We start from the raw sequence: 22,208 nt of genomic DNA on the forward strand, positions 1-22,208 counted from the left end.
TGCGATGGATGCGCCCATCACTCAAAGGCGCTCAGAATGCCAGACGCTTCCCCGGTGCGCACCGTTGACCTCGGCGAAGTGCCCGGCGAAGGGCAGCGAGAGGACCATGGTGAGCCCGCCGCCGGGGGTGTCCTCCGGCGTGAGGGTGCCGTCCATCGCCTCGGCGAGGCCCCGGGACAGGGCGAGGCCGAGGCCGAGCCCCGTGGTGTTGTCGGTGTCGCCGAGCCGCTGGAAGGGCTCGAAGACGCGGTGGCGGTCGGCGGCCGGGAGGCCGGGGCCCCGGTCGACGACGCGCACCTCGACGCGGCCCGCCAGGGCGCTCGCCGTGACCAGGACCCGGCCACCGGGCGGGGTGTGCCGGGCGGCGTTGTTGACGAGGTTGGCGAGGACGCGCTCCAGGAGCGGCGGGTCGGCGAGGACGGCGGGGATCTCCTCCAGGCCGCCGGTGTCCACGGGGCAGGCCACCGGCAGCGAGTCGAGGGCGGGCCCGAGGACCTCTTCGAGGGCGGTGGCGCGCAGCTCCAGCTGGAGCGCGCCCGCTTGGAGGCGGCTCATGTCGAGCAGGTTGTCGACGAGCCGGTTGAGGCGGGTCAGGGACTCCTCGGCGGTGGCGAGGAGCTCCTGCCGGTCCTGCTCGCAGAAGTCCAGGTCGGGGCTGCGCAGCGAGCCGATCGCGGCGAGGGCGGCGGCCAGCGGGGTGCGCAGGTCGTGGCCGACGGCCCGCAGCAGGGCCGTGCGCATCCGGTCGGCGGCCTTGACCGGCTCCACCTCGGCGGCGGCCTCGGCGAGCCGGGCCCGCTCCACGGCGGCGCCGACGTGCGCGGCGAACGCGGTGAGCACGCGCCGGTCGGCGGCGGACAGGGTGCGGCCGCGCAGCACCAGGTAGGCGTCGGTGCCCGCGGGCACGGCGGTCACCCGGGCGTCGGTGGTGTCGGGCGGCCGGTCGACGAGCTCGGCGGCGGCCACGCCGAAGGCCTCCCGGGCCCGTTCGAGGAGGGCGGGGACGGGCCGGCCGCCGCGCACGATGGTGCCCGCGAGCGCCGACATCGTCTCGGCCTCCGCGGTGGCGCGCGCCGAGCGCCGGGACAGGCGCAGCGAGCGGTCGACGACGGCCGCGACGGTGGCCGCGACGATCGCGAAGGCCACGAGCGCGAGGACGCTGTTGGGGTCGCCGAGCGCGAAGTGCCCGACGGGCGGCATGAACCAGTAGTTGAGCAGCAGCGACGCGGTCACGGACGCGACCACCGCCGAGGCCACGCCGCCGATGCAGGCCACGCCCACCACGGCGAGCAGGAACAGCAGCGCCTCGCTGGTGAGGTTGAGGTGGCCGCGGGCGGCGTCCAGGTCGAGCAGGAAGGTCAGGGCGAGGGGCAGGAGCAGCCCCGCCACCGGGCCCGCGACGCGGCGCGGGCCCGACAGGGTGCGTCGGCGGGAGGGCAGGAGGGTGCCGTGCCCGGCGCGTTCGTGCGTGACGGTGTGGACGTCGATGGCGCCGGAGCGGGCCACCACGGTCTCGCCGGTGCCGCGCCCGGTGAGGAACCGCTCGAAGCGGCCGCGGCGGCTGGAGCCGAGGACGAGCTGGGTGGCGTTCTCGGCGCGCGCGAACTCCACGAGGGCACCGGCCACGTCGTCGCCGACCACCGAGTGGTAGCTGCCGCCGAGGTCCTCCACCAGGCGCCGCTGCCGGGTCAGGGACGCGTGCGAGGTCCCGGCGGCGAGGCCGTCGCTGCGCGTGATGTGCACGGCGAGCAGTTCGCCGCCCGCCGAGCGGTCGGCGATGCGGGCGGCCCTGCGGACCAGGGTGTCGCCCTCGGGCCCGCCGGTGAGGCCGACGACGACGCGCTCGCGGGTCTCCCACACGCCGCGGATGCCGTGCTCGGAGCGGTAGGCCTGGAGGGCCTCGTCGACGCGGTCGGCCAGCCAGAGCAGGGCGAGCTGGCGCAGGGCCGTGAGGTTGCCGGGGCGGAAGGCGTGGGCGAGGGCCGCGTCGACGTCCTCGGGGGCGTGGATGTTGCCGTGCGCCATCCGGCGGCGCAGCGCCTCGGGGGCGATGTCGACGAGTTCGATCTGGTGGGCGCGGCGCACCACCTCGTCGGGGACGGTCGCGGCCTGCGGCACCTCGGTGATCTTCTCGACGACGTCGTTGAGGGACTCCATGTGCTGGATGTTGACGGTGGTGACGACGTCGATCCCGGCGGTGAGCAGCCGGTCGACGTCCTGCCAGCGCCGGGGGTTGCGGCCCGCGCCCGGCACGTTGGCGTGGGCCAGGTCGTCGACGAGCGCGACCTGGGGGCGGCGGGCGAGCAGCGCGTCCAGGTCGAGCTCGGTGAACTCGCCGCCCCGGCAGGAGCAGTGGGCGCGGTCGACGGCCGTCACGCCGCCGGCCCGCGCCTGCGCCAGGGCGGCCTCGGTGTGCGGCCGCCCGTGGCACTCCACGTAGCCGATGACGACGTCCGCGCCGCGGGCGGCCCTGCGGCGCCCTTCGTCGAGCATGCGGCAGGTCTTGCCGACCCCCGGTGCCGCTCCGAGGTAGATCTTCAGCTGTCCGGGTCGTCCGTCCGTCATCGCGCCGGTGTCAGAACCTCTCGGGGTAGTGCCGCGCGAGGACGAGGTACCCGACGAGGGCGGCGGCGATCAGAAGTCCCACCACGTTCTCGGCGCTCATGTGCCTCAACTCCCTGGCGTCCTGGGTGACTTCTCCCACCGAAGCGGACGCCGGGGACTTCGGACACGGCCCTTGACGCATCCTTGGCAGCCGCCGCCGGGACGTTGACGCGGCCTTGACGAAGGGCCCACCAGGGGGGAACGCCTAGCGCAGGGACTCGATGGCGCGCGCCATGCTCTCGCTGCCGCGGCCCTCGGCCAGCTGCCGCTGGAAGACCTCGTGCAGCGGCTGGAGCAGGTCGACGCCGACGCCCTGGGCCCGGGTCGCGGTGAGGATGTTGGCGAGCCCGACGGCGTTGATGTCGATGTTCGACGTGTCCGTGCGGTAGTCGCCCGCGTCGATCTCGGCGGCGAAGCCCGGCAGCGCGCCGAGCGCCTCCTTCAGCCAGCGCACGAGGAGTGCGGTGACCTCCGCCGCCTCGATCCCGGCGGAACGGCCGACGGCGACGGTCTGGAAGAAGCCCGCGAACATCCCGTACATGCCGCTGAGCAGGGCCACGTCGTGCACCGGCGCGAGTCCGGCGTCGGCACCGACGAACACCGGCGAGCCGAGCGGCTCCAGGAGCGGCCGGTACGCGGCGAAGGCGTCGGCGTCGCCGCTGTACAGGACGAAGGCCTCCGGCGTGCCGATGGTCTGCGGGATCGCGTACACCGCGCCGTCGACGTAGGCCGCGCCCCGCTCGGTGACCCAGGCGCCGAGGTCGCGGGCGGGGCCGGGGGTGCCCGACGTCAGGTTGACGACGGCGCGGCCCGCGAAGGCGTCGCCGACAGGGGTGAGCAGGTCGCGGACCGTCGTGTAGTCGAGGACGCAGACGACGACCAGCTCACTGGCCTCGACGGCGGCCTTCGGCGTGGGCGCCAGGGCGGCGCCCAGCGCGACGAGTTCGTCCGCCTTGCCGCGCGAGCGGTTCCAGACGGTGACCCGGTGGCCCCGGTCGAGGAAGACGCGGGCGAGGACCTGGCCGAGGTTGCCGAGGCCGATGACGGTGACCGTGGTGGGGGCCGCGGGAGTGGCGGTGTCGCTCATGGGGTCGCTCCGTGGTGAGGGGCCGGGCTGCTGGGCGCCGCGGCCTGTGGTCATCACCCTGCGGGCGGGCGCTGTCGGTCGGCTGTCGGTTCACTGCCGGTCCGGCCGCCACCGGCGTGCGAGGGGCCGGGAACCGGGGGCCAGGGGCCGAGAGGTCGAGGGGCCTAGGGGCCGAGGGGCCGCTCACCTGGCGCGTTATCGTCGTCCGTATGCGATTCGGGGTGCTCGGTCCGCTGGCCGTGTGGACGACGGACGGCGCCGCCGTCACCGTGCCGGGCGCCAAGGTCCGTGCGCTGCTCGCCCAGTTGCTCGTGCACCCCGGGCGGCCGGTCTCCGCCGAGCGGCTCATCGACGGGCTGTGGGGCGGGGCGCTGCCGGACCACCCGGCCAACGCCCTCCAGGGGAAGGTGTCCCAGCTGCGCCGGGCGCTGGACAAGGCCGGCCCCGGCGGCCGCGACCTGCTCGCGTCGGGGCCCGCCGGGTACGCGCTGCGGGCCGCGCCCGACGACGTGGACGCGACCCGGTTCACGGCCCTGGTGGAGCGGGCCCGCGCCGCCGGGGAGCCGCGCGAGCGGGTGCGGCTGCTCGCGGACGCGCTCGGCCTCTGGCGCGGCGAGGCGTTCGCCGACTTCGCCGGTGAGGCGTTCGCGCGGGGCGCGGCGGAGCGGCTCGACGAGGCCCGGCTCACCGCGCGGGAGGAGCACGCCGAGGCGCGCCTCGACAGCGGCGAGCACGGGCCGCTGGCCGCGGACCTCGCCGACCTGGTCGTACGCCATCCCTCGCGGGAGCGGCTGCGGGCGGCGCAGCTGCGGGCGCTGTACCGCTCGGGCCGCCAGACGGAGGCGCTCGCCGCGTACGAGGACCTGCGGCGCCGCCTCGCCGAGGACCTGGGGCTCGCGCCGGGCCCGGAACTGGCCGCGCTGCACGGGGCGATCCTGCGCCAGGACCCGTCGCTCGACGGGCCGTCCCCCGCACCCGGCGGGCCCCTGCGCCGCGGCCGTCCGCCTACCGCGGCCCCGGGCGTGCGCTCCAACCTCCCCGCCCCGGTGTCCGGCCTCGTCGGCCGGGACGACGCCGTGCCGGGAGTACGCCGACTGCTCGGCGCCACCCGCCTTGTGACGCTCACCGGACCCGGCGGCGTGGGCAAGACGCGGCTCGCGGTGGCCGCGGCGCACGGGCTCGTGCCCGCGTTCCCCGACGGGGTGTGGCTCGTGGAGCTCGCGGGCGTCGACGCGGACCGGGGCCGCGCGGAGGCCGCCGTCGCGGAGGCCGTGACGCGGGTCCTCGGCCTGCACGAGGAGCCGGAGGCGGGCCCGCCCCGGGACGCAGTGGCCCGCCTGACGGACGCGCTGCGCGCCCGGCGGCTGCTCCTCGTGCTCGACAACTGCGAGCACGTGGTGGACGCCGTGGCCGCGGTCGCCGCCGGGCTGCTGCGCGAGGCACCGGACCTCGCCGTCCTCGCGACCAGCCAGGAGCCGCTCGACGTGAGCGGCGAGCGGGTGTGGCCGGTGCCGCCGCTGGAACTCGACGGCGCCATGGAGCTGTTCGTCCAGCGGGCCGGGCTCGGGTCCGGCGCCGCGGCCCTCGGCGCGGACGACACGGAGGCCGTCGCCGAGCTGTGCGTACGGCTCGACGGGCTGCCCCTGGCCCTCGAACTCGCGGCGGCCCGGGTCCGCACGATGGGGGTGCACGGTCTGCTCGCCCGGATCGACGACCGGTTCGCGCTGCTCGGCCGGGGCCTCCGTGGCGCCCCGGCCCGGCAGCGCACGCTCCGCGCGGTGATCGACTGGAGCTGGTCGCTCCTGAGCGGGCCCGAGCGCACGGTCCTTCGCAGGCTCGCCGTGCACGACGGCTGCGGCCCGGCCGCGGCCCAGGCCGTCGGCGCGGGCGGCGCGGTGCGCGCCGCGGACGTCCTCGACCTGCTCGCGCGGCTCGTGGACCGCTCGCTCGTGGTCACGTCCGACCGCCCGGACGGGCCGCGCTACTGCCTCCTGGAGTCCGTACGGGAGTACGGGGCCGAGCAGTTGCGGGAGGCGGGCGAGGCCGAGGACGTGCGCGAGCGGCACAGCGCCCACTACGCCGCGCTCGCCGAGCGCGGCGGCGCGGCGCTGCGCGGCCCGGAGCAGCGGCGGTGGCTGGAACGGCTCGACGAGGAGAGCGGCAACCTGCGCCGCGCCCTGGACGCGGCGGTCGGGCGCGGGGCCGTGGAGCGGGCGCTGCGGATGGTCAACGCCCTCGCCTGGTACTGGGTGCTGCGGGGCAGGGTCGCCGAGGCGCGCCGCTCGCTGGACGCGGCCCTGGCGCTCGCGCCCACCGGCACCGGGCTCCCGCCGGGGGCGGCGGCCGCTCGGGCGCTCGCCCTCGCCTGGCGCACCGGCATCGCCCTGCGGGAGAGCGACGAGGGGTTCACCGACGCGTGCACCGGGACCGGGGCCGACACGGACGAACCCGCCCCCACCGCGGAGGGCCCGGCCGCCGCCAACGGCCCGACGTCCGTGGCCGATGCGTCGGCGGCCGCGCACCCGGAGGACATCGAGCCGCCCCTCGCCGCCGTCCTGGAGGCGTACCGGCACGTCGACGATCCGTCGGGGCGGGCCACCGCGCTGTGGATCCTCGGCTCCGCGCAGCTCGGCGCGGGTGCCGTGCGCACCGGGGAGCGCCTGGTGAACGAGGCGCTCGACGCCTTCGAGGCACTCGGCGACCGCTGGGGCACCGCCGCCGCGCTCAGCGTGCGGGCCCGGCACGCGATGGCGCACGGCGACCTGGCGGCGGTGCGGCGCGACAGCGAGCGCAGCGCGCGCCTGTTCCATGAACTCGGCGATGCCCTGGGGCAGTTGCAGACCGTGTTTCCGCTGGCCACGCTCAGCGAGATCGCGGGAGACCACGCCGAGGCCGCCCGGCTGCACCACGAGGGGCTGCTCGTCGCGGAGCGGCTCGGGCTGTGGGCGGAGGCCTCCAAGCGGCTGTCCGGGCGTGGCCGGATCGCGCTGCTCACCGGCGACCTGGCCCGGGCGCGCGCCGATCACGAGCGGGCCCTGGAGCTGGCGCGCGACCACAGCTTCCGCTCCGGCGAGATCGACGCCCTGATCGGCCTCGGGCTCGGCGCGCGCAGGGAGGGCGACCTGGACGGCGCCGAGCGGCACATGCGCGCGCTCCTCGCGTGGTTCCGCAAGGCCGACTACGGACCCGGTGTGACGCTCGCCCTCGCCGAGCTCGGCTTCGCGGCGGAGCTGCGCGGCGACGCGGCGGCGGCGCGGGCGCTGCACGCGGACGGGTTCGCGGCGGCGCTGCCCCTCGGCGACCCGAGGGCGCTGGCCCTCGCCCTGGAGGGCCTCGCGGGGGCCGAGGCGGCCGCGGGCGCGCACGGCACGGCGGCGACGCTGCTCGGCGCGGCGTCGGCGGCCCGCGCTTCGGTGGGCGCGCCGCTGCCCGATGCCGAGCGCGGGGACGTGGACCGCGTGGTGGCGGCGGCCCGCGCCCGCCTCGGCGCGGAGTCGTACACAACCGCTTTCAAGCAAGGGCAGCAGCTGAGCCCCGTGGCGGCACGCGCCGTCATGACCTCCTCCGCACCCGTGTGACCTGGGGCGATACCTGGTATCGCCCCTGCTTGAGCGTCCACCGCAGGCCTCCCGCACGCTCCGTTCGCCCCGCTGGTTACCGGGCGGGACCCGGCCGGTCAAGCACCGGTTTCCGGTCGAAGCCCACGCAGCGAAAAACGACCGACCGCTCATTTTCGCAGGTCAGAGGGTTGTTTTGGGTTATACCACCAGTGTCAAAACGGCGCGCCGCATGGCCAGTGGGCGCGCTCCCGCATACGTTGAGCTGCCCGAATGACCAAGGGCGCCTCGCTCAGCGGACGCCCGCATCCGGAAATCGACCATCAGTTTGCTGCTCACTCAGCGCACTTGCCAGACTCCCCAACGCAATCGCCGCTACGGCACGCAACCCGTCCGTAACGCGCAGCAGTATCGGTACGCAACACCCATTCTCGTACCACTCACCCGCAGTTGAAGGAGCATCCAGTGCGTCACCTCCTCAAGACCGTGAGCGCGGCCGCGGCCGTGGCCGCCGGCGTCCTGACCGTTTCGGCGGTCACGACGGGCGCGGCCCAGGCCGCCACGCCGAAGCCGATGGGCCTGTACGCGCCCTCGGACCTGGTGCTCACCGTCGGCCAGGGCGAAGACGCCGCCACGGCCACGGTGCAGCGCGCGGTCACCCTGACGTGTGCGCCGAAGGCCTCGGGCACCCACCCGGCACCGCGTGCCGCCTGCGCGGAGGCCGGCGCCGTGGGCGCGCGGTTCGACGCGCTCGTGAACCAGGAGCCCAAGGCCTTGTGTACCAAGGAGTGGAACCCGGTCATCATCTCCGTGAGCGGTGTCTGGCAGGGCAAGCACGTCGCCTGGACGACCACGTTCGGCAACCCCTGCACGAAGGACGCGGCGCTCGCCGAGGGGGCGCTCCTGAACTTCTGACGGACCGTCCCCCAAGACCCCTCGGCCACCTTTCGTGGGGGGAGGCAGCCGAGGCACGCGGCCCCCGATGTCCCGAGCATCGGGGGCCGCACCATGCCCTCGCGCGCCCGGCGCGCGGGCGCGCGGGAAGATGGCGGGCGCGCGGGAAGAGTTCGCGGGTCCGGCCGGTTGGTACCGACCGGACCGGCATCCGGCCGGCCCGTACGCCCTTGCCGAAGGAGCCCCCATGAGCCCCGCGGACGACCACGCCCTCGACGGCGAGTACGCCCCCAACACCTGGGACTGGGTGGCGGAGCACGTCGCCCGCTACGAGTCCAGCGGCGGCCTGGACGGCACCCTCATGAACGGCTTCCCCACCGTCGTCCTCACCACGAGGGGCGCCCGGTCCGGGAAGATCCGCAAGACGCCGGTGATCCGCGTCCGGGACGGCGAGCGCTACGTCGCCGTCGGCTCCGTCGGCGGCGCGCCCCGGCACCCCGCCTGGTACCACAACGTGCTCGCCCACCCCCGCGTACGGCTCCAGGACGGCCCCGTGGTCCGCGACTACGAGGCGCGCGTCACCGAGGGCGAGGAGCGCGCCGCCTGGTGGGCGCGGGCCGTGGAGACCTTCCCCCGGTACGCCGAGTACCAGCGGCAGACCGAGCGGGTGCTGCCCGTGGTGGTCCTGGAGCCGGTGGCGGAGGACGCGTGAACCGTTCCGGCACCGGCCCGGTCGCCCCCGAGCCGCTCGACACCGACCGGCTCGCCCTGGAACCCCTCCGCCCCGCGCACGCCGAGGAGATGGCCCTCGTCCTCGCCGACCCGGCGCTGCACGCGTTCACCGGCGGCGCCCCGGACGACCTTCCCGCCCTGCGCGCCCGGTACGCGCGCATGCTCGCCGGATCGCCCGAGCCCGGGGTCTCCTGGTGCAACTGGGTCGTCCGCGTCCGGGCCGACGGGCGCCTCGCGGGCACCGTGCAGGCCACCGTCACACCCGGCGACGCCGGTGAGCTGACCGCCGAGGTCGCGTGGGTGGTGGGCACTCCGTGGCAGGGGCGCGGCATCGCCACGGAGGCGGCGCGGGCCCTCGTCGCGTGGCTGTTCGGGCACTCCCGGGTGACGTCGGTGAGCGCGCACGTCCACCCCGATCACCTCGCCTCCGCCGCCGTCGCCCGCGCCGCCGGGCTCGCCCCCACCGCCGAACGCCAGGCCGGCGAGGTCAAGTGGCGGCTCGTACGAGAGCCTTGAGGGGTAAGGACACCGACCCGCCCCCCACCCCGGGGCGGGTATGACGGATGATCGTGTCAGCCACACCACAGAGCTGCACACAGCACCGCAAACGCAGAGAGGAACCACCCCATGGATGACCGCTTCGACGTCGTCGTGCTCGGAGCAGGACCCGGCGGTTACGTGGCCGCCATCCGCGCCGCCCAGCTGGGCAAGCGGGTAGCGGTCGTGGAGGAGAAGTACTGGGGCGGCGTGTGCCTCAACGTCGGCTGCATCCCGACGAAGGCCCTCCTGCGCAACGCCGAGCTCGCCCATCTGTTCACGCACGAGGCCAAGACGTACGGCATCAAGGTCGACGGTGAGGTGTCCTTCGACTACGGCGAGGCGTTCCGGCGCAGCCGCACGGTCGCGGACGGCCGCGTCAAGGGCGTCCACTTCCTGATGAAGAAGAACAAGATCACGGAGTTCGACGGCCGGGGCACCTTCCTCGACGCGAACACCCTCCAGGTCGCGAAGTCCGACGGCACGACCACCACGATCGGCTTCGACAACTGCGTCATCGCGACCGGCGCCACCCCGAAGCTGCTGCCCGGCACCCGCCGCAGCGAGCGCGTGGTGACGTACGAGGAGCAGATCCTCGCCGACGAGCTGCCGGGCTCCGTGGTGATCGCGGGCGCGGGCGCGATCGGCATCGAGTTCGCGTACGTCCTGCACAACTACGGCGTGAAGGTCACGATCGTCGAGTTCCTGGACCGCGTCGCCCCGCTGGAGGACGCGGACGTCTCCAAGGAGCTGGCCAAGCAGTACCGCAAGCTCGGCATCGACGTGCTGACCTCCACCCGCGTGGAGTCGATCGACGAGTCGGGCCCGCAGGTCCGCGTGACCGTCACCGCCAAGGACGGCAAGCAGCAGGTCCTGGAGGCCGACAAGGTGCTCCAGGCCATCGGTTTCGCGCCGAACGTCACGGGCTACGGCCTGGAGGCGACCGGCGTGGCGCTCACCGAGCGCGGCGCCATCGACATCGACGGCCGCTGCCGTACGAACGTGCCGCACATCTACGCCATCGGCGACGTGACCGCCAAGCTGATGCTCGCCCACACCGCCGAGTCCATGGGCGTCGTGGCGGCCGAGACCATCGGGGACGCCGAGACGATGGAGCTCGACTACCCGATGATCCCGCGCGCCACCTACTCGCAGCCGCAGATCGCGAGCTTCGGCTGGACGGAGGCGCAGGCCAAGGAGAAGGGCTTCGACGTCAAGGTCGCCAAGTTCCCCTTCCAGGCGAACGGCAAGGCGCACGGCCTCGGCGACACCGTCGGCTTCGTGAAGATCATCAGCGATGCCACGTACGGCGAGATCATCGGCGCCCACCTCATCGGTCCGGACGTGACGGAGCTGCTTCCCGAGCTGACCCTGGCCCAGCAGTGGGACCTCACGGTGCACGAGGTCGCCCGCAACGTGCACGCCCACCCGACCCTGGGCGAAGCCGTCAAGGAGGCCGTGCACGGCCTCGCCGGGCACATGATCAACTTCTGAGTCCCGGCTGTCCTCCCCGCGCCTCCCGGGGCCGCCGCCGCGGTCCCGGGAAGGCCGTCCCGAGTGGCGGGTCCGCATGGTCCGGCCGATGCTGGGCAGGATGTGATGTGCCTCGGGGGCGAGGAGAGGCAGTGATCCATGTTCTCTGCACTGGGTCGTTTCGTGGTGCGCCGCCCCTGGTGGGTGATCCTCGCCTGGGTCGTCGCGGCCGCCGCCGTGATCTCGCTGGCACCGAAGCTCACCTCCAGCACCGACGAGGCCAGCTTCCTGCCGGATCACTACGAATCCATCCGCGCCTCCGACCTGCAGGAACGGGACTTCCCGCAACAGGAGAACATCGGCGCGATCATCGTCTTCCAGCGCTCCGACGGCGGGCGCCTCACCCCCGCGGACTCCGCGGTGGTCACCCGCGTTTCGAAGGACCTGGAAGCGAAGAAGATCAAGGAAGTCCAGGCCGTCGCGCCCGGTGAGGTGTCGCCCAACAAGCGCGTCCAGACGTCCGTCGTCGCCATGCCGAAGATCACCAACCCCGAGGACACCCAACAACAGGACGCCGTCGAACAGCTCCGCAAGGACCTCAAGGGGGAGCTGAAGGGCACCGGCCTCGACGCGGGCATCACCGGCTCTGCGGCCCAGGCCCTCGACGAGAGCGACGCGTCCGAGCGCGCGGGCCTGCTCGTCGGCGTCGGCACGATCGTCATCATCATCGTGCTGCTGCTCGTGATCTTCCGCAGCCCCATCATCGCGCTGCTGCCGGTCGTCCTGATCGGTCTGATCTCGCCGATGGCGACGGGCCTGATCGCCTGGGCCAACGAGGCCTTCGACATGAAGGCCGACTCGTCCGTCCAGGAACTGCTCACCGTCGTCCTGTTCGGCGTCGGCACGGACTACATCCTGTTCCTGCTCTTCCGCTACCGCGAGGCGCTGCGCGCGGGCGAGGACGCCAAGGGCGCCATGGTGCACGCCGTGGAGCGGGTCGGCGAGGCCATCACATCGGCGGCGGGCGCCGTCATCGTCGCGTTCGCCGCGCTCACGCTCTCCTCCCTCGGCATGCTGCGCTCGATGGGCCCCGCCCTCGCGATCGCCGTGTTCCTGACCCTGCTCGCCGGGCTCTCCCTGGTCCCTGCCGTGGTGTCGCTGCTCGGTACGAAGGTCTTCTGGCCGTCGAAGTCCTGGCAGCGGGAGCCGCAGGGCACGGGCTTCGCCCGGCTCGGCACGTCCATCGCGCGCAAACCCGCCGTGTGGACGGTCGTCTCGGCCCTCTTCATGGGCGTGCTCGCGCTCGGCGCGCTCGGCTACAAGGCCAACTTCGACCTCGCCGGGTCCTCGCTCCCCAAGGACAAGGAGTCGATCGTCTGGCAGGACAACCTGGAGAAGGGCTTCCCGGCGGGCACCACCGACCCGACGTTCGTTTATCTCACGTCGACCGGTGACGGGCCGCTGGCCGAGGGCCGACCGGCCGCGTTCCGCCAGCGGTTGGAGTCCGTCGACGGCGTGGGCTCGGTGGCCCCGCCGAAGGTCAGCAAGGACGGCACGACCGCGTCGTACTCGGTGGTGCTCGCCGACCCGCCCGCCTCCGAGAAGGCGCTCGGCACCATCAAGGACGAGCTGCGGCCCGCCGCCCACGCCGACGCGCCGCCCGGCACCAAGGCCCTCGTCGGCGGCATCACCGCCGTGTACGTCGACATCAACAAGGCCGTGGACCGCGACTACTCGGTCGTCTTCCCGGTGGCCGCGATCGCCATCATGGTCATCCTCGGACTGCTCCTGCGCAGCCTGGTGGCGCCGTGGTACCTGATGCTGTCGGTCGCGCTCGGGTTCGGCGCGACGCTGGGCGCGACCTCGCTCCTCTTCCAGCAGATCGGCAGCCAGCCCGGCCTGATGTTCATGCTGCCCGTGATCATGTACTTGTTCGTCGTCGCGCTCGGCACCGACTACAACATCCTCATGGTCTCGCGGCTGCGCGAGGAGGCCCGCGAGGGCCGCGGCCCCCACGAGGCGGCGGGCGTCGCGGTACGGCACTCGGGCCCGACCATCGGCTCCGCCGGTGTGATCCTCGCGGGGACCTTCGCCACGCTGATGCTCGCGGGCAACTCGACGCTCTCCCAGATGGGTTTCTCCCTGTCCTTCGGCATCGCGATCGCCGCGTTCGTCATGGCGATGCTGTTCACCCCCGCGCTGACGGCCCTCATCGGGCACGCGGCGTGGTGGCCGGGCCACGGCGACCGGGCGCCCGGGGCCGGGGCGGACGAACGGGGCCGAGCGCGGGAGGAGTCGCGGCACTGAACCGCCACTCGGCGGGGAGCGCGACGGTGACCGCCGCCCGGCGGTGGGCGACGGTAGCCACCGCCCGGCGGTGGGCGACGCCGTCCACCGCCCGGCGGTGGGGAGCGACGCGCATACTGAAGTCATGGGATTCGCCGTCTTGATGACCCTGCCCGGCCTCGTCATCGCGCTGACCGTCGTGGCCTTCGTGGACCAACTGCTGCTCCGCGCCGGGCGCGCCGGGCTGCTGCCCTGGCGGAACAGCGCCCGCCAGGGCCAGATATCGGCAACCGGCTTCGAGCAGCTGCACGCCAGCTTCTCGCCGGGCAAGCAGAACGAGCTCAAGGAGCGCCAGTCCTCCCTCGTGATGCGCGACGACGAGGAGGACGGGGCCCCGCCGCACCGCACCGCGGTGGACCTGGACGGCGGCATCGCGACCGTCCGGCTGCCGCGCCCCGGCCGGTAGCCGACCCGGCCTCAGGTCCCGTCGGCCCGGGCGGCACGGCCCCCGCCGGTGCGGCCGATGCCCGTCACCGTGGCGGACAGGGCCACGGCCACGACGCACGTACCGACGGTCAGGCACACGGCCCGGACGCCCCACGCCCCGGCCGCCGCGGTGACGGCGGCGGCACCGGTCGGGCCGAGGGCGTTGTGGAGGGTCCAGAAGGACGAGGTGACCCGGCCCAGGAGATGACTGGGCGTCACTTCCTGGCGCAGTGACATGGAGTTGATGCCCGCGACGCCGGTGCAGAAGAGCACCACGGCCGCGAGCACCGCCACCAGCGGCACGCTTCCGGTGAGCCCCAGGCAGGCCACGGCACCCCCGGCGAGCAGGTGGACGCCGATCCAGCTCGCGCCGAACCCGAGGCGCCTGCGCAGCCGGTCGACGGCGAACGACGCGCCGAGCGTGCCGAGCGTCCCGGCCGCCAGCACCGAGCCGACCGTGCTGTCGCCGTGCCCGAGGCCGTGCTTGACGTAGTAGACGATGACGTCGGTCAGGCCGTAGGTGAGGAACGTGAGCAGTGCCAGGAGCACGGTCAGCGGCCGCAGCACCGGGTGCTGCCACAGGAAGCGGGCCCCGGCGAGGAACTCCCGCCGGACACCGCCCCGTTCGGCCCCCTCACCGCGCTCGTCCGCCCCAGCGGGCGACGGCGTCGGCCGTATGCGGACGAAGAGGATGCCGACCGCCGACACCGCGAACGTCGCGGCGTCGATGCCGAGCGCGGCGGCGGGTCCGAACGCGCCCGCGACGAGCCCGGCGAGCATGGGCCCGCCCGCGCTCGCGAGGGCATAGGCGCCGAACAGATGGCTGTTGGCCTTGAGGATCCGGCCGGGCCCCACGATGGCGGGCACCACCGTCACGTACGTCACCTGGAAGAGCATCGCGAAGGCCCCGGCGACCGGCACGACCGCGTAGACCAGCCACAGCGGCGTCGCGAACAGCCACACGAGCGGCACCATGCCGAAGAGCACGCAGCGGGCGACATCGGTGAGCACCAGCAGACGGCGCCGGTTCACCCGGTCGGCGACGACGCCCGCGAACAGGCCGGTGACGAGCGAGGCCAGGCCCGTGAGCCCGGTGACGAGTCCCATCTGCGCCACCGAGCCGGTCTGGTGCAGCACGAGCAGCGGGATCGCCACGTGCGAGAAGGAGTCGCCGAGCGCGGACAGGCCCTGGAGGGCCAGGAAGAGGCGGTAGTCGGGGTCCGCCCACAGGGAGGAAGAGCCGGGGCTCGACGTCCGCGCCGCGCGCCGTGAGGTGTCCCGCCCCGCCATGCGCTCCCCCTCCCCCGCCCCGCCGCCCACCGGCGGCCCGGGTCACTCCCCGGGCTCGAACGCCGTCGCGAGGTCCTGGGCGTCGGCGTACGAGAGTACGTCCCTGGGGCGGGCGGCGCCGCGAAGGAACTCCTGGGCCACGTCCACCGCCTGCTGCACGGCCGCGCGGAACAACAGCGAGCCCGTGCTCACGCGGCGCACGCCGAGGTCGGCGAGGCGCGCGGGCGACAGGCCGTCCGGCGCGTGCAGCACGTTCAGCGGCACGTCGAGGGCGCCGACGAGCCCGGCGATCACGGCCTCGTCCCGCACGCCCGGCACGAACACCCCGTCCGCGCCCGCCTCTTGGTACGCGGCGAGGCGACGCTCGGTCTCGGGCGCTCCCCCGGCGGCGAGCCAGTACGTGTCCGTGCGCGCGTTGACGAACAGGTCGGGGGCGGCGGCCTTCACCGCACGGATCAGCGCGCACTGCGCGTCGACGGCGGTGAGTGTGCCGTCCGGGCGGCCGTCCTCCAGATTCACCCCGACGACGCCCGCCCCGTCCAACGCGCGGGCCAGGTCCGCGACCTCCTCGGGCCGGTCGCTGAAGCCGCCCTCGATGTCGACGGAGATCAAGGCGGGCAGCCGGGCGATGCCCCGGGCGAGCCGCAGCGTCTCCTCGCGCGCGGCCCCGGTGGCGTCCGCCTTGCCCGCGGCGGCGGCCACGCCGAGGCTCGTCGTGCCGATCGCGGGGAACCCGGCGCGGGCGAGCGCGGCGGCGGACGCGTGGTCCCAGGCGTTCGGCAGCAACAGCGGCGCCCCGGCGCGGTGCAGGGCACGGAAGGCTTCGTGGCGATCACTCATGCCGGGCACTCTGCCAGAGGGGTCCGACAGTGGGCCGGTGCTCAGCGTTGCCAGAGGAAGGCCGCGTCGCGGCAGCGGGCGCAGGTGAAGACGTACCCGATGCCGCCGCCGCCGAAGTTGGCCGAGGTGGAGAAGTCGTAGCCCTCCTCCAGCTGGGCCGTGAAGGCCATGCGCTCGGCGCAGCCGGGGCAGTGCGGGGTCTCGTCGCCCTGGATCCACGCGGGTTCACCGCCGAGCTGGCCCTGCACCAGGAGCGAGGCCGCGTCGTCGTCCGCCCAGGCGTCGAGCGCCTCGGGGAAGCCCGCCGCGTCGACCTCCTCGGTGCGCAGCGCGCTGACCGCGCCGAGCCGGGTCTCCCCGTGCGCGGGGACGGCGGGCGCGGCGAGGCCCTCGGCGGCGAAGAGGTACGCGCGGTTGGCGCCGCCCGTGGCGTCCCACTCGTCGCACATGCCGGGGTCGTTCTGGCACAGGAACACGGACACGACGTCCCCGCGGCCCCGGGCGCCGCCCTCGTCGCGGTCGCCGTCCCCGCCGCCCTCGCCGAGCGGCAGGTGCAGCAGGAACAGCAGTGCGCCGCCGCAGGCACGGCAGGTCGGCCACACGAAGCCCGGCGGCACCAGCGGCACCCCGCCCGTGCGGGGGCCGGGCGCCTGCGCACCGGTCTCACCTGCGTGGATGAGCAGCGTCGTCATGGCACCACCCTAAGTCCGCCCAGAGGCTGATCGAACCCCAACAGGAACCTGACAGCTTCCACATAACTTCGCGCCAGTCTGGCGACCGTGCCCGGCGGAACACCGGTGTCCGCCGCCCCCGCCGGGCACGTCCCCTCTTGTACGAGCCGGAACGGAGCCCCACCCCATGACCCACCGCGCCCACGCCCGTCCCCACGCCCGCCCGCTGCGCGCCGCGGTCGTCGCCTCCGCCGTGACCGTCGGGGTGCTCGCCGCCCCGACCGCCGTGGCCTTCGCCTCCGAGTCGACGCCCAAGCCGAAGCCGACGGCCGACGAGAGCGCGCCCGCGCCCGAGGTCTCCAAGGAGTCCGTCGCCAAGAAGCGGGCCGCGGCGGAGGAGTCCCTGCGGGACAAGCGCGACCTGTCCGCGCCGCGCGGCGGCGTCGCCGCGGGCGACAAGCCCGTCGCCAAGGAGAAGACCGCCGCGCCCGCGCCCGAGCCCGCGCGGAAGAAGCCCGCCGTCACGCCCAGGGGCGGCGTCGCCGCGGGCGAGCGGCCCGCGGCGGGCGGCAGCGACACCACCCCGGCCCTCGTCGGCTCGGCGGCGGGCATCGCCCTGCTCGCGGGCGCGAGCACCCTGGTCCTGCGCCGCCGCGCCACCGGTCGCGCCCAGGGCTGAGCCCGGCCCCGAAGGCCACCTCCCCCGCCGGGCACCGCGCCGCGCGCGCCCGTCCGGCCCGATCACGCGCGGTGGCGCCGCCCCTTGCCCGGGCGGCGCCCCCGCGTCCGGAGCACCCATGCCCCTGAAGAGCCGACCGCTCCCGCGGCGCGCCCTCGGCGCCTGCGTCCTCGCCGTCGTCGTCGGCGCGGCCGTGGGCGGCTGTTCCGCCGCCGACGGAACGGCAGCCGCCACCAAGGAGAGGCCGTCCGCCTCCAAGACGTACGACGTGGGCACCCCCGACGCGTCCGCGTCGCCCGCCCCCGCCGCTCCCGTGCACGTGGCGATCCCGTCCATCGGCGTGCGCAGCCCGCTGCTGCGGCTCGGTCTGAATCCGGACCGCACGGTCGAGGTGCCGCCCGCGGAGAAGGGCATGACGGCGGGCTGGTACACCGGCGGCGCGATCCCCGGGCAGCGCGGTGCGGCCGTGATCATCGGCCACAACGACACGCGCTTTGGCCGGGCCGTCTTCCACGACCTGAAGAAGGTGCGGGTGGGCGCGGACATCGCCGTACGGGACGCGCGCGGCAGGACGGTCCACTTCCGGGTCACCGCCACCGAGACGGCCTCCAAGAAGGCCTTCCCGACCGACAAGGTCTACGGCACGACCGATGCCCGCGCCCTGCGCCTGATCACCTGCGACGGCGCGTACGACGCCCAGGGGCACCCCGTGGACAACCTCATCGTGTACGCGACCGCGAATCGCTAGCCGGTCCGGTCCCGGATCCGACTCCGGGGAGCGGCAGGCAATCGGGTTAGGCTTCTTCCGCAACCTGTTCATGTGTGCGAAGCGGGGGAACGTCGACGGTGTCCGATCTGGGACGGCTCGTGGCCGGCCGGTACCGCCTGGCGGAACGCGTGGGCCGGGGCGGCATGGGCACCGTGTGGCGGGCCGAGGACGAGCTGCTCGGCCGTCACGTCGCCGTGAAGAAGCTGCACGTGCCCCCGCATCTGAACGACGACGAGATCCAGACGCTGCACGAGCGCACCCGCCGCGAGGCCCGCAGCGCCGCCCGGATCACCCACGCCCACGTGGTCGTCGTCCACGACGTCGTGGACGACGAGGGCCTGCCGTGCATCGTCATGGAGTACATCCCCTCCGTCACGCTCGGCGACGTCCTCGCGGAGCGCGGCACGCTGGCGCCCGCCGAGGCCGCCCGGCACGGCCTGGCCATGGCGGCCGCGCTGCGCGCCGCGCACGACGCGGGCGTCCTGCACCGGGACGTGAAGCCCGCCAACGTCCTGCTCGGGCACGACGGCCGGACCGTGCTCACCGACTTCGGCATCGCCGTCGAGAGCGGTACGCCGTCCCTGACCCGGACCGGCGAGCTGATCGGCTCCGTGCGGTATCTGGCACCGGAGCGGCTGCGCAGCGCCGAGCCCGGCCCCGCCTGTGACCTGTGGTCCCTGGGCGTGACGCTGTACGAGGCGGTGGAGGGGCGCCATCCGTTCGAGCGGGGCACCGCGATGGAGACGGCGTACGCCATCGCCACCGAACCCCACGCGCCCCCGCGCGCCGCCGGGGAGCTGACCCGGCTCATCGAGGGCCTGCTCGAGAAGGACCCCGAACGCCGCACCCCGGCGCACGAGGCGGAGCGGCTGCTGCGCCGGGCGGCGGGTCCGGGCACCGGCACGGGCACGGCCGTGCTCGACCCGGCCGGAGGCGCCGCGGCCCCCGCGCCGCGCCGGGGCGGACGCGGGACCGGCCGCCGCGCGGCCCTGTGGTGCGGCGGTGCCGCCGTGGTCGCCGGATGCGTGGCGGGCGGCGTCCTGCTGTGGCCCGGCGACGGCGACGAGGCGTCCGGGGCCCGGCCCGCGACCGGTGCCTCCCGCCCGGCCCTCCCGCCCGTGCCGTCCGGCTACCACCTGGCGCGGCAGGAGGGCGGCCTGTCCCTGCCCGTGCGCGACGGCTGGACCCCCAAGAACCTGCCGGGCGGCGACATCGCGTACATCGACCCCACCGGCCTGGTGGGCCTGCGGGTCAACGTCGCGGAGTTCGCGGGGTCCGACCCGGTCGAGCACTGGCGCAGGACCGAGGAGAGCCAGACCCGCCGGGACAATCCGGGCTACGAGCGGGTGCGGATGGCGGCCACGAGCTTCCGGGGCGCGCCCGCGGGGTACTGGGAGTTCACCTTCGACGGCAAGGCCCGTACGTTCCGGGCCGTGGAGATGGCGTTCTCCGACGACGACGGCACCCAGTACGTCGTCTACCTCTCCGCGCCCAACGAGCGGTGGAAGCAGTACCGCCCGGTCTTCGACACGGCCGTGAAGGGCATCCGCCTCGACGGCTAGGCCTGTCGCCGCACCCGGAAAAACGCGGTGGCCGGCGCGGGGCACGGCGTCCTAGGGTGGCGCGGTGACCACGCAGATGATCATCCTCAACGGCGGTTCCAGCTCGGGCAAGTCCGGGATCGTGCGGTGCCTGCAAGCCGTCCTGCCCGACCAGTGGCTGGCGTTCGGGTGCGACGCGTTCGTCGACGCCCTGCCCGCACGGATGCGGGGGGCGGACGGCGGGATCGTGTTCGCCGCCGACGGCGGCGTGGACGTCGGGGCGGACTTCCGGGCCCTGGAGACGGCCTGGACGCACGGCATCGTGGCGATGGCCCGCGCGGGCGCCCGGATCGTCGTCGACGACGTCTTCCTCGGCGGCACGGCGTCCCGGCAGCGGTGGGAGAAGGCCCTCGGCGACCTGGACGTGCTGTGGGTCGGCGTCCGGTGCGAGAGCGCCGTGGCCGCGGGCCGCGAGGTCGCGCGCGGGGACCGGACCCCTGGCATGGCCGCGGCGCAGGCGCGCCTCGTCCACGAGGGCGTGCGCTACGACCTGGAGGTGGACACCACCCGTACCGAGTCCCTGGAGTGCGCCCGCGCCATCGCCGCCCACGTGATCTGACCGGCGCCTCCGGTCAGCGCGGCGGACGGGCCGCCTGCGCCCGCTCCTCCGTACGGCCCTGGAGGCGGGCGGCCCGCTCCCGGATCGCGGGCAGCTCGGCGCGGAGCGCGGCGCCCGGACAGCTGGTGGTGTAGCCGTCGGTGTGCCCGGCCACGGCGTCGAACTCGGCGCGCGTCCCCACCGGGAACCGGCTGAGGCTGTTGCTGGACACCAGCTGCGCCCGCAGCCGCGGGTCGACGTCCGCGAGGCCGAGCTTCCACGCGGTGAGCGCGGCGATGGCCTCCGTCATCGGCCGCGGCACCGGGGTGCCCGCGGTGAACGTGCCGAGCGCGGCGATCCCGGCCGTGCGGTGGTTGAACCCCTGGGTGTGCGCGCCGACGACGGGCCGGTCGACGCCGCCCGCGCGGCCCTCGTAGATCGTGCCGCAGCGGTCGACGAGGAAGTTGTAGCCGATGTCGTCGAAGAGCCGGGCCCCGGTCTGCCCGGCCGCGAGGGCGCGGATGATGCGCGGCGCGTCGGCGCAGTCGTAGCCGTTGGGCGAGTCCGTGTGGTGGACGAAGACGGCGATGACGGGGCCGCCGTAGCGCACCGGCGGACCGGTCTCGCCGGTGTCGCCCAGCCACTCGGCGCGCGGCACGATGGGCGGCCGGGCCGCCCGGTGAGCCGTGGGGGCCACGGCGGCGGGCCGGTGCCCGGCCTCGTCGACCGCGTGCTCGACGCCCACCGTGCACAGCGCGAGCGCCCCCACGGCGAACAGCCCCGGCACGCCGGCGAGGACGGCGCGCCCGGCAGGCGGCAGCCGCCCCGCCACCGTCTCCCGCCAGGCACGCATGCCTCCCACTCTCCGGGCGGCCCTCCGGGCCCGCGCGCGGGGTGCGCCCGGTCGGGGGACGCCCTCCCGGCGGGCGTACGCGATTCCTCGCGAGACGGTCCGCGCCGGGCGGCGGCGCAGCGCACCCTGAGCCGCCCGGAGGTCCGCTCCCTTCAGACGCGCGCCGCGCGGCTCGCCCCCTGAGCGGGCCCCGACTGCGCGGGCACCGCGCCCACGCGCCCCGTGCCGCAGTCGGTGGCCACCGTGTCGGCGAAGGCGCGCGCCAGCGGACTGAGCGCGTCCCAGCGGCGTACCGCCCAGCCCACGGACAGCGCGGGCAGCTCCGGCACCGGAATGAGGCGGAGCCCCGGTGGACCCGCGTCGCGCCAGCCGGGCAGCTCCGGCACGACGGCCTGGCCGACGCCGAGTTCGGTGAGCAGCAGGGCGGTGTCCCAGTCGGCCACGCTGGTGTGCCCCTGCGGCCGCAGCCCGGCATCGGCGAGGGCCGCGTCGAGGCGCAGGCGCGAACTGGACGCCTCGGGAGGCCGGATGAGCTGCACGGCGGCCAGGTCGGCGAGGGTGACGCGCCGCTTGGCGGCCAGAGGGGCGCCGCAGGGGACGGCGAGCACCCAGCGCAGTTCGGCGACGGGCCGCTGCTCGATGCCGCGCACGGGTTCGCCAATGGTGACCCAGGCCAGGTCCAGGTCGTCGGCGGCGAGCGCGTCGAAGCAGGCCCGGCTCGAACTCGCCGTCTGGAATTCCAGGGCCACCTGCGGAAACCGCTGCCGGAAGCCGACGATCGCGTCGGCCATGAAGTGCCGCACCGTCGTGGCGCCCGTGGTGATGCGCACCGCGCCACTCTCCCCGCGCACCAGGTCGCGCAGGCGGCGCAGGGCGAGGTCGATGCCGCCGATGCCGTCGGAGGCGGCGGCGTGCAGGATGCGGCCCGCCGACGTCGGCACGACTCCGCGCGCGTGCCGCTCCAGGAGGCTGACGGCCAGCTCCTTCTCCAGGCGTTTGACGTGCTGACTCACCGCCGACTGCGTACAGGAGAGGTCGCGCGCCACGGCACTGAGGCTGCCCGCGCGGCAGACGGCGATGAAGACACGGAGATCGTCGAGCGTCACGGCACGAAGCTAGGGCGTTCCCGGCGCGAGTGCCACATCCTGCCCCCCTGCCCCGGCCCGGCTCCCGGCCGGGGCATCCGCACCGTCTGCATGTTGCACGGATCACACGGGGCCGCGGAGCGCGAGGGAACCCCGCCCCCTATTTCACCGTTGAACGAGATGAGGGTCCCGACCGCGATTCCCCCGTCCGGCCGGGGCCCTCTCG

The 22,208-nt window shown here is 75.0% G+C and carries 19 protein-coding genes; 11 read left to right on the forward strand and 8 right to left on the reverse strand.

Annotated features, from left to right (window positions below):
• Nucleotides 1–21: 21 nt before the first annotated feature.
• The 3 genes from MQV74_RS06860 to MQV74_RS06870 all read right to left on the reverse strand — a co-directional run bounded on the left by MQV74_RS06860 (nucleotide 22) and on the right by MQV74_RS06870 (nucleotide 3,691).
• Nucleotides 22–2,565 (reverse strand): ATP-binding protein, encoded by a 2,544-nt coding sequence (locus tag MQV74_RS06860; RefSeq protein WP_242715138.1) that lies wholly within the window; start codon nucleotides 2,563–2,565, stop codon nucleotides 22–24.
• Nucleotides 2,566–2,575: 10 nt separating this feature from the next.
• Entirely contained in the window at nucleotides 2,576–2,665 is a 90-nt protein-coding gene (locus tag MQV74_RS06865; RefSeq protein WP_242715139.1) for a K(+)-transporting ATPase subunit F, read from the reverse strand.
• 144 nt (nucleotides 2,666–2,809) lie between these two features.
• Nucleotides 2,810–3,691, reverse strand: coding sequence for an NAD(P)-dependent oxidoreductase (locus MQV74_RS06870; RefSeq protein ID WP_242715140.1), 882 nt, complete (start codon nucleotides 3,689–3,691; stop codon nucleotides 2,810–2,812).
• Nucleotides 3,692–3,900: 209 nt separating this feature from the next.
• Here MQV74_RS06870 and MQV74_RS06875 point away from each other — a divergent pair, with 209 nt between their 5' ends.
• From MQV74_RS06875 to MQV74_RS06905, 7 genes are all read left to right on the forward strand, one after another.
• A complete protein-coding gene (locus MQV74_RS06875; RefSeq protein WP_242715141.1) occupies nucleotides 3,901–7,269 on the forward strand; it encodes a BTAD domain-containing putative transcriptional regulator in 3,369 nt (1,122 codons plus the stop codon).
• 444 nt (nucleotides 7,270–7,713) lie between these two features.
• Entirely contained in the window at nucleotides 7,714–8,163 is a 450-nt protein-coding gene (locus MQV74_RS06880; protein ID WP_242715142.1) for an SSI family serine proteinase inhibitor, read from the forward strand.
• A gap of 226 nt (nucleotides 8,164–8,389) precedes the next feature.
• A complete protein-coding gene (locus MQV74_RS06885; RefSeq protein WP_242715143.1) occupies nucleotides 8,390–8,854 on the forward strand; it encodes a nitroreductase family deazaflavin-dependent oxidoreductase in 465 nt (154 codons plus the stop codon).
• The gene (locus MQV74_RS06890; RefSeq protein WP_242715144.1) at nucleotides 8,851–9,390 is read left to right on the forward strand and encodes a GNAT family N-acetyltransferase; all 540 of its coding nucleotides are present in this window, start codon (nucleotides 8,851–8,853) and stop codon (nucleotides 9,388–9,390) included. Before MQV74_RS06885 ends, MQV74_RS06890 begins: the two co-directional genes overlap by 4 nt.
• A gap of 111 nt (nucleotides 9,391–9,501) precedes the next feature.
• Nucleotides 9,502–10,905: a dihydrolipoyl dehydrogenase gene (lpdA, locus tag MQV74_RS06895; protein WP_242715145.1), complete on the forward strand. Its 1,404-nt coding sequence runs from the start codon at nucleotides 9,502–9,504 to the stop codon at nucleotides 10,903–10,905.
• 138 nt (nucleotides 10,906–11,043) lie between these two features.
• Nucleotides 11,044–13,191 carry an MMPL family transporter gene (locus MQV74_RS06900; RefSeq protein WP_242715146.1) on the forward strand — a complete coding sequence of 716 codons (2,148 nt, stop codon included), beginning with the start codon at nucleotides 11,044–11,046 and terminating at the stop codon, nucleotides 13,189–13,191.
• Nucleotides 13,192–13,315: 124 nt separating this feature from the next.
• Nucleotides 13,316–13,636, forward strand: a complete 321-nt coding sequence (locus tag MQV74_RS06905) for a DUF6191 domain-containing protein (RefSeq protein WP_242715147.1) — start codon at nucleotides 13,316–13,318, stop codon at nucleotides 13,634–13,636.
• Nucleotides 13,637–13,647: 11 nt separating this feature from the next.
• Here MQV74_RS06905 and MQV74_RS06910 read toward each other — a convergent pair whose 3' ends face one another.
• The 3 genes from MQV74_RS06910 to MQV74_RS06920 are packed head-to-tail and all read right to left on the reverse strand — an operon-like array spanning nucleotide 13,648 to nucleotide 16,478.
• Nucleotides 13,648–14,946, reverse strand: a complete 1,299-nt coding sequence (locus tag MQV74_RS06910) for an MFS transporter (protein ID WP_242715148.1) — start codon at nucleotides 14,944–14,946, stop codon at nucleotides 13,648–13,650.
• A 42-nt stretch (nucleotides 14,947–14,988) separates the two neighbouring features.
• The gene (locus MQV74_RS06915; protein WP_242715149.1) at nucleotides 14,989–15,786 is read right to left on the reverse strand and encodes an isocitrate lyase/PEP mutase family protein; all 798 of its coding nucleotides are present in this window, start codon (nucleotides 15,784–15,786) and stop codon (nucleotides 14,989–14,991) included.
• Nucleotides 15,787–15,827: 41 nt separating this feature from the next.
• The gene (locus tag MQV74_RS06920; protein ID WP_242715150.1) at nucleotides 15,828–16,478 is read right to left on the reverse strand and encodes a hypothetical protein; all 651 of its coding nucleotides are present in this window, start codon (nucleotides 16,476–16,478) and stop codon (nucleotides 15,828–15,830) included.
• Nucleotides 16,479–16,644: 166 nt separating this feature from the next.
• Here MQV74_RS06920 and MQV74_RS06925 point away from each other — a divergent pair, with 166 nt between their 5' ends.
• The 4 genes from MQV74_RS06925 to cpt all read left to right on the forward strand — a co-directional run bounded on the left by MQV74_RS06925 (nucleotide 16,645) and on the right by cpt (nucleotide 20,065).
• Complete coding sequence (locus tag MQV74_RS06925) at nucleotides 16,645–17,136, forward strand: hypothetical protein (RefSeq protein WP_242715151.1); 492 nt, start codon at nucleotides 16,645–16,647, stop codon at nucleotides 17,134–17,136.
• A 118-nt stretch (nucleotides 17,137–17,254) separates the two neighbouring features.
• On the forward strand, nucleotides 17,255–17,884 hold the full coding sequence (locus MQV74_RS06930) for a class F sortase (protein WP_242715152.1): 630 nt from the start codon (nucleotides 17,255–17,257) through the stop codon (nucleotides 17,882–17,884).
• 98 nt (nucleotides 17,885–17,982) lie between these two features.
• Complete coding sequence (locus MQV74_RS06935) at nucleotides 17,983–19,467, forward strand: serine/threonine-protein kinase (RefSeq protein ID WP_242715153.1); 1,485 nt, start codon at nucleotides 17,983–17,985, stop codon at nucleotides 19,465–19,467.
• A gap of 76 nt (nucleotides 19,468–19,543) precedes the next feature.
• The gene (cpt, locus tag MQV74_RS06940) at nucleotides 19,544–20,065 is read left to right on the forward strand and encodes a chloramphenicol phosphotransferase CPT (RefSeq protein ID WP_242728523.1); all 522 of its coding nucleotides are present in this window, start codon (nucleotides 19,544–19,546) and stop codon (nucleotides 20,063–20,065) included.
• A gap of 13 nt (nucleotides 20,066–20,078) precedes the next feature.
• Here the strand turns inward: cpt and MQV74_RS06945 are convergent, their stop codons facing one another.
• Both MQV74_RS06945 and MQV74_RS06950 read right to left on the reverse strand, forming a co-directional pair.
• Nucleotides 20,079–20,897 carry a peptidoglycan recognition protein family protein gene (locus MQV74_RS06945; protein ID WP_242715154.1) on the reverse strand — a complete coding sequence of 273 codons (819 nt, stop codon included), beginning with the start codon at nucleotides 20,895–20,897 and terminating at the stop codon, nucleotides 20,079–20,081.
• Nucleotides 20,898–21,049: 152 nt separating this feature from the next.
• Complete coding sequence (locus MQV74_RS06950) at nucleotides 21,050–22,003, reverse strand: LysR family transcriptional regulator (protein WP_242715155.1); 954 nt, start codon at nucleotides 22,001–22,003, stop codon at nucleotides 21,050–21,052.
• Nucleotides 22,004–22,208 lie beyond the last annotated feature (205 nt).

Source organism: Streptomyces sp. AN091965, from assembly GCF_022698285.1.
Lineage (GTDB): Bacteria > Actinomycetota > Actinomycetes > Streptomycetales > Streptomycetaceae > Streptomyces.

Bases quoted from the DNA above. Each gene is read 5' to 3' on its own strand.
- MQV74_RS06915 (WP_242715149.1), bottom strand. From the start codon at position 15,786: ATGAGTGATCGCCACGAAGCCTTCCGTGCCCTGCACCGCGCCGGGGCG.
- MQV74_RS06860 (WP_242715138.1), bottom strand. From the start codon at position 2,565: ATGACGGACGGACGACCCGGACAGCTGAAGATCTACCTCGGAGCGGCA.
- MQV74_RS06900 (WP_242715146.1), top strand. From the start codon at position 11,044: ATGTTCTCTGCACTGGGTCGTTTCGTGGTGCGCCGCCCCTGGTGGGTG.
- MQV74_RS06865 (WP_242715139.1), bottom strand. From the start codon at position 2,665: ATGAGCGCCGAGAACGTGGTGGGACTTCTGATCGCCGCCGCCCTCGTC.
- MQV74_RS06910 (WP_242715148.1), bottom strand. From the start codon at position 14,946: ATGGCGGGGCGGGACACCTCACGGCGCGCGGCGCGGACGTCGAGCCCC.
- lpdA (WP_242715145.1), top strand. From the start codon at position 9,502: ATGGATGACCGCTTCGACGTCGTCGTGCTCGGAGCAGGACCCGGCGGT.
- MQV74_RS06945 (WP_242715154.1), bottom strand. From the start codon at position 20,897: ATGCGTGCCTGGCGGGAGACGGTGGCGGGGCGGCTGCCGCCTGCCGGG.
- cpt (WP_242728523.1), top strand. From the start codon at position 19,544: ATGATCATCCTCAACGGCGGTTCCAGCTCGGGCAAGTCCGGGATCGTG.
- MQV74_RS06905 (WP_242715147.1), top strand. From the start codon at position 13,316: ATGGGATTCGCCGTCTTGATGACCCTGCCCGGCCTCGTCATCGCGCTG.
- MQV74_RS06885 (WP_242715143.1), top strand. From the start codon at position 8,390: ATGAGCCCCGCGGACGACCACGCCCTCGACGGCGAGTACGCCCCCAAC.
- MQV74_RS06920 (WP_242715150.1), bottom strand. From the start codon at position 16,478: ATGACGACGCTGCTCATCCACGCAGGTGAGACCGGTGCGCAGGCGCCC.
- MQV74_RS06875 (WP_242715141.1), top strand. From the start codon at position 3,901: ATGCGATTCGGGGTGCTCGGTCCGCTGGCCGTGTGGACGACGGACGGC.
- MQV74_RS06930 (WP_242715152.1), top strand. From the start codon at position 17,255: ATGCCCCTGAAGAGCCGACCGCTCCCGCGGCGCGCCCTCGGCGCCTGC.
- MQV74_RS06870 (WP_242715140.1), bottom strand. From the start codon at position 3,691: ATGAGCGACACCGCCACTCCCGCGGCCCCCACCACGGTCACCGTCATC.
- MQV74_RS06925 (WP_242715151.1), top strand. From the start codon at position 16,645: ATGACCCACCGCGCCCACGCCCGTCCCCACGCCCGCCCGCTGCGCGCC.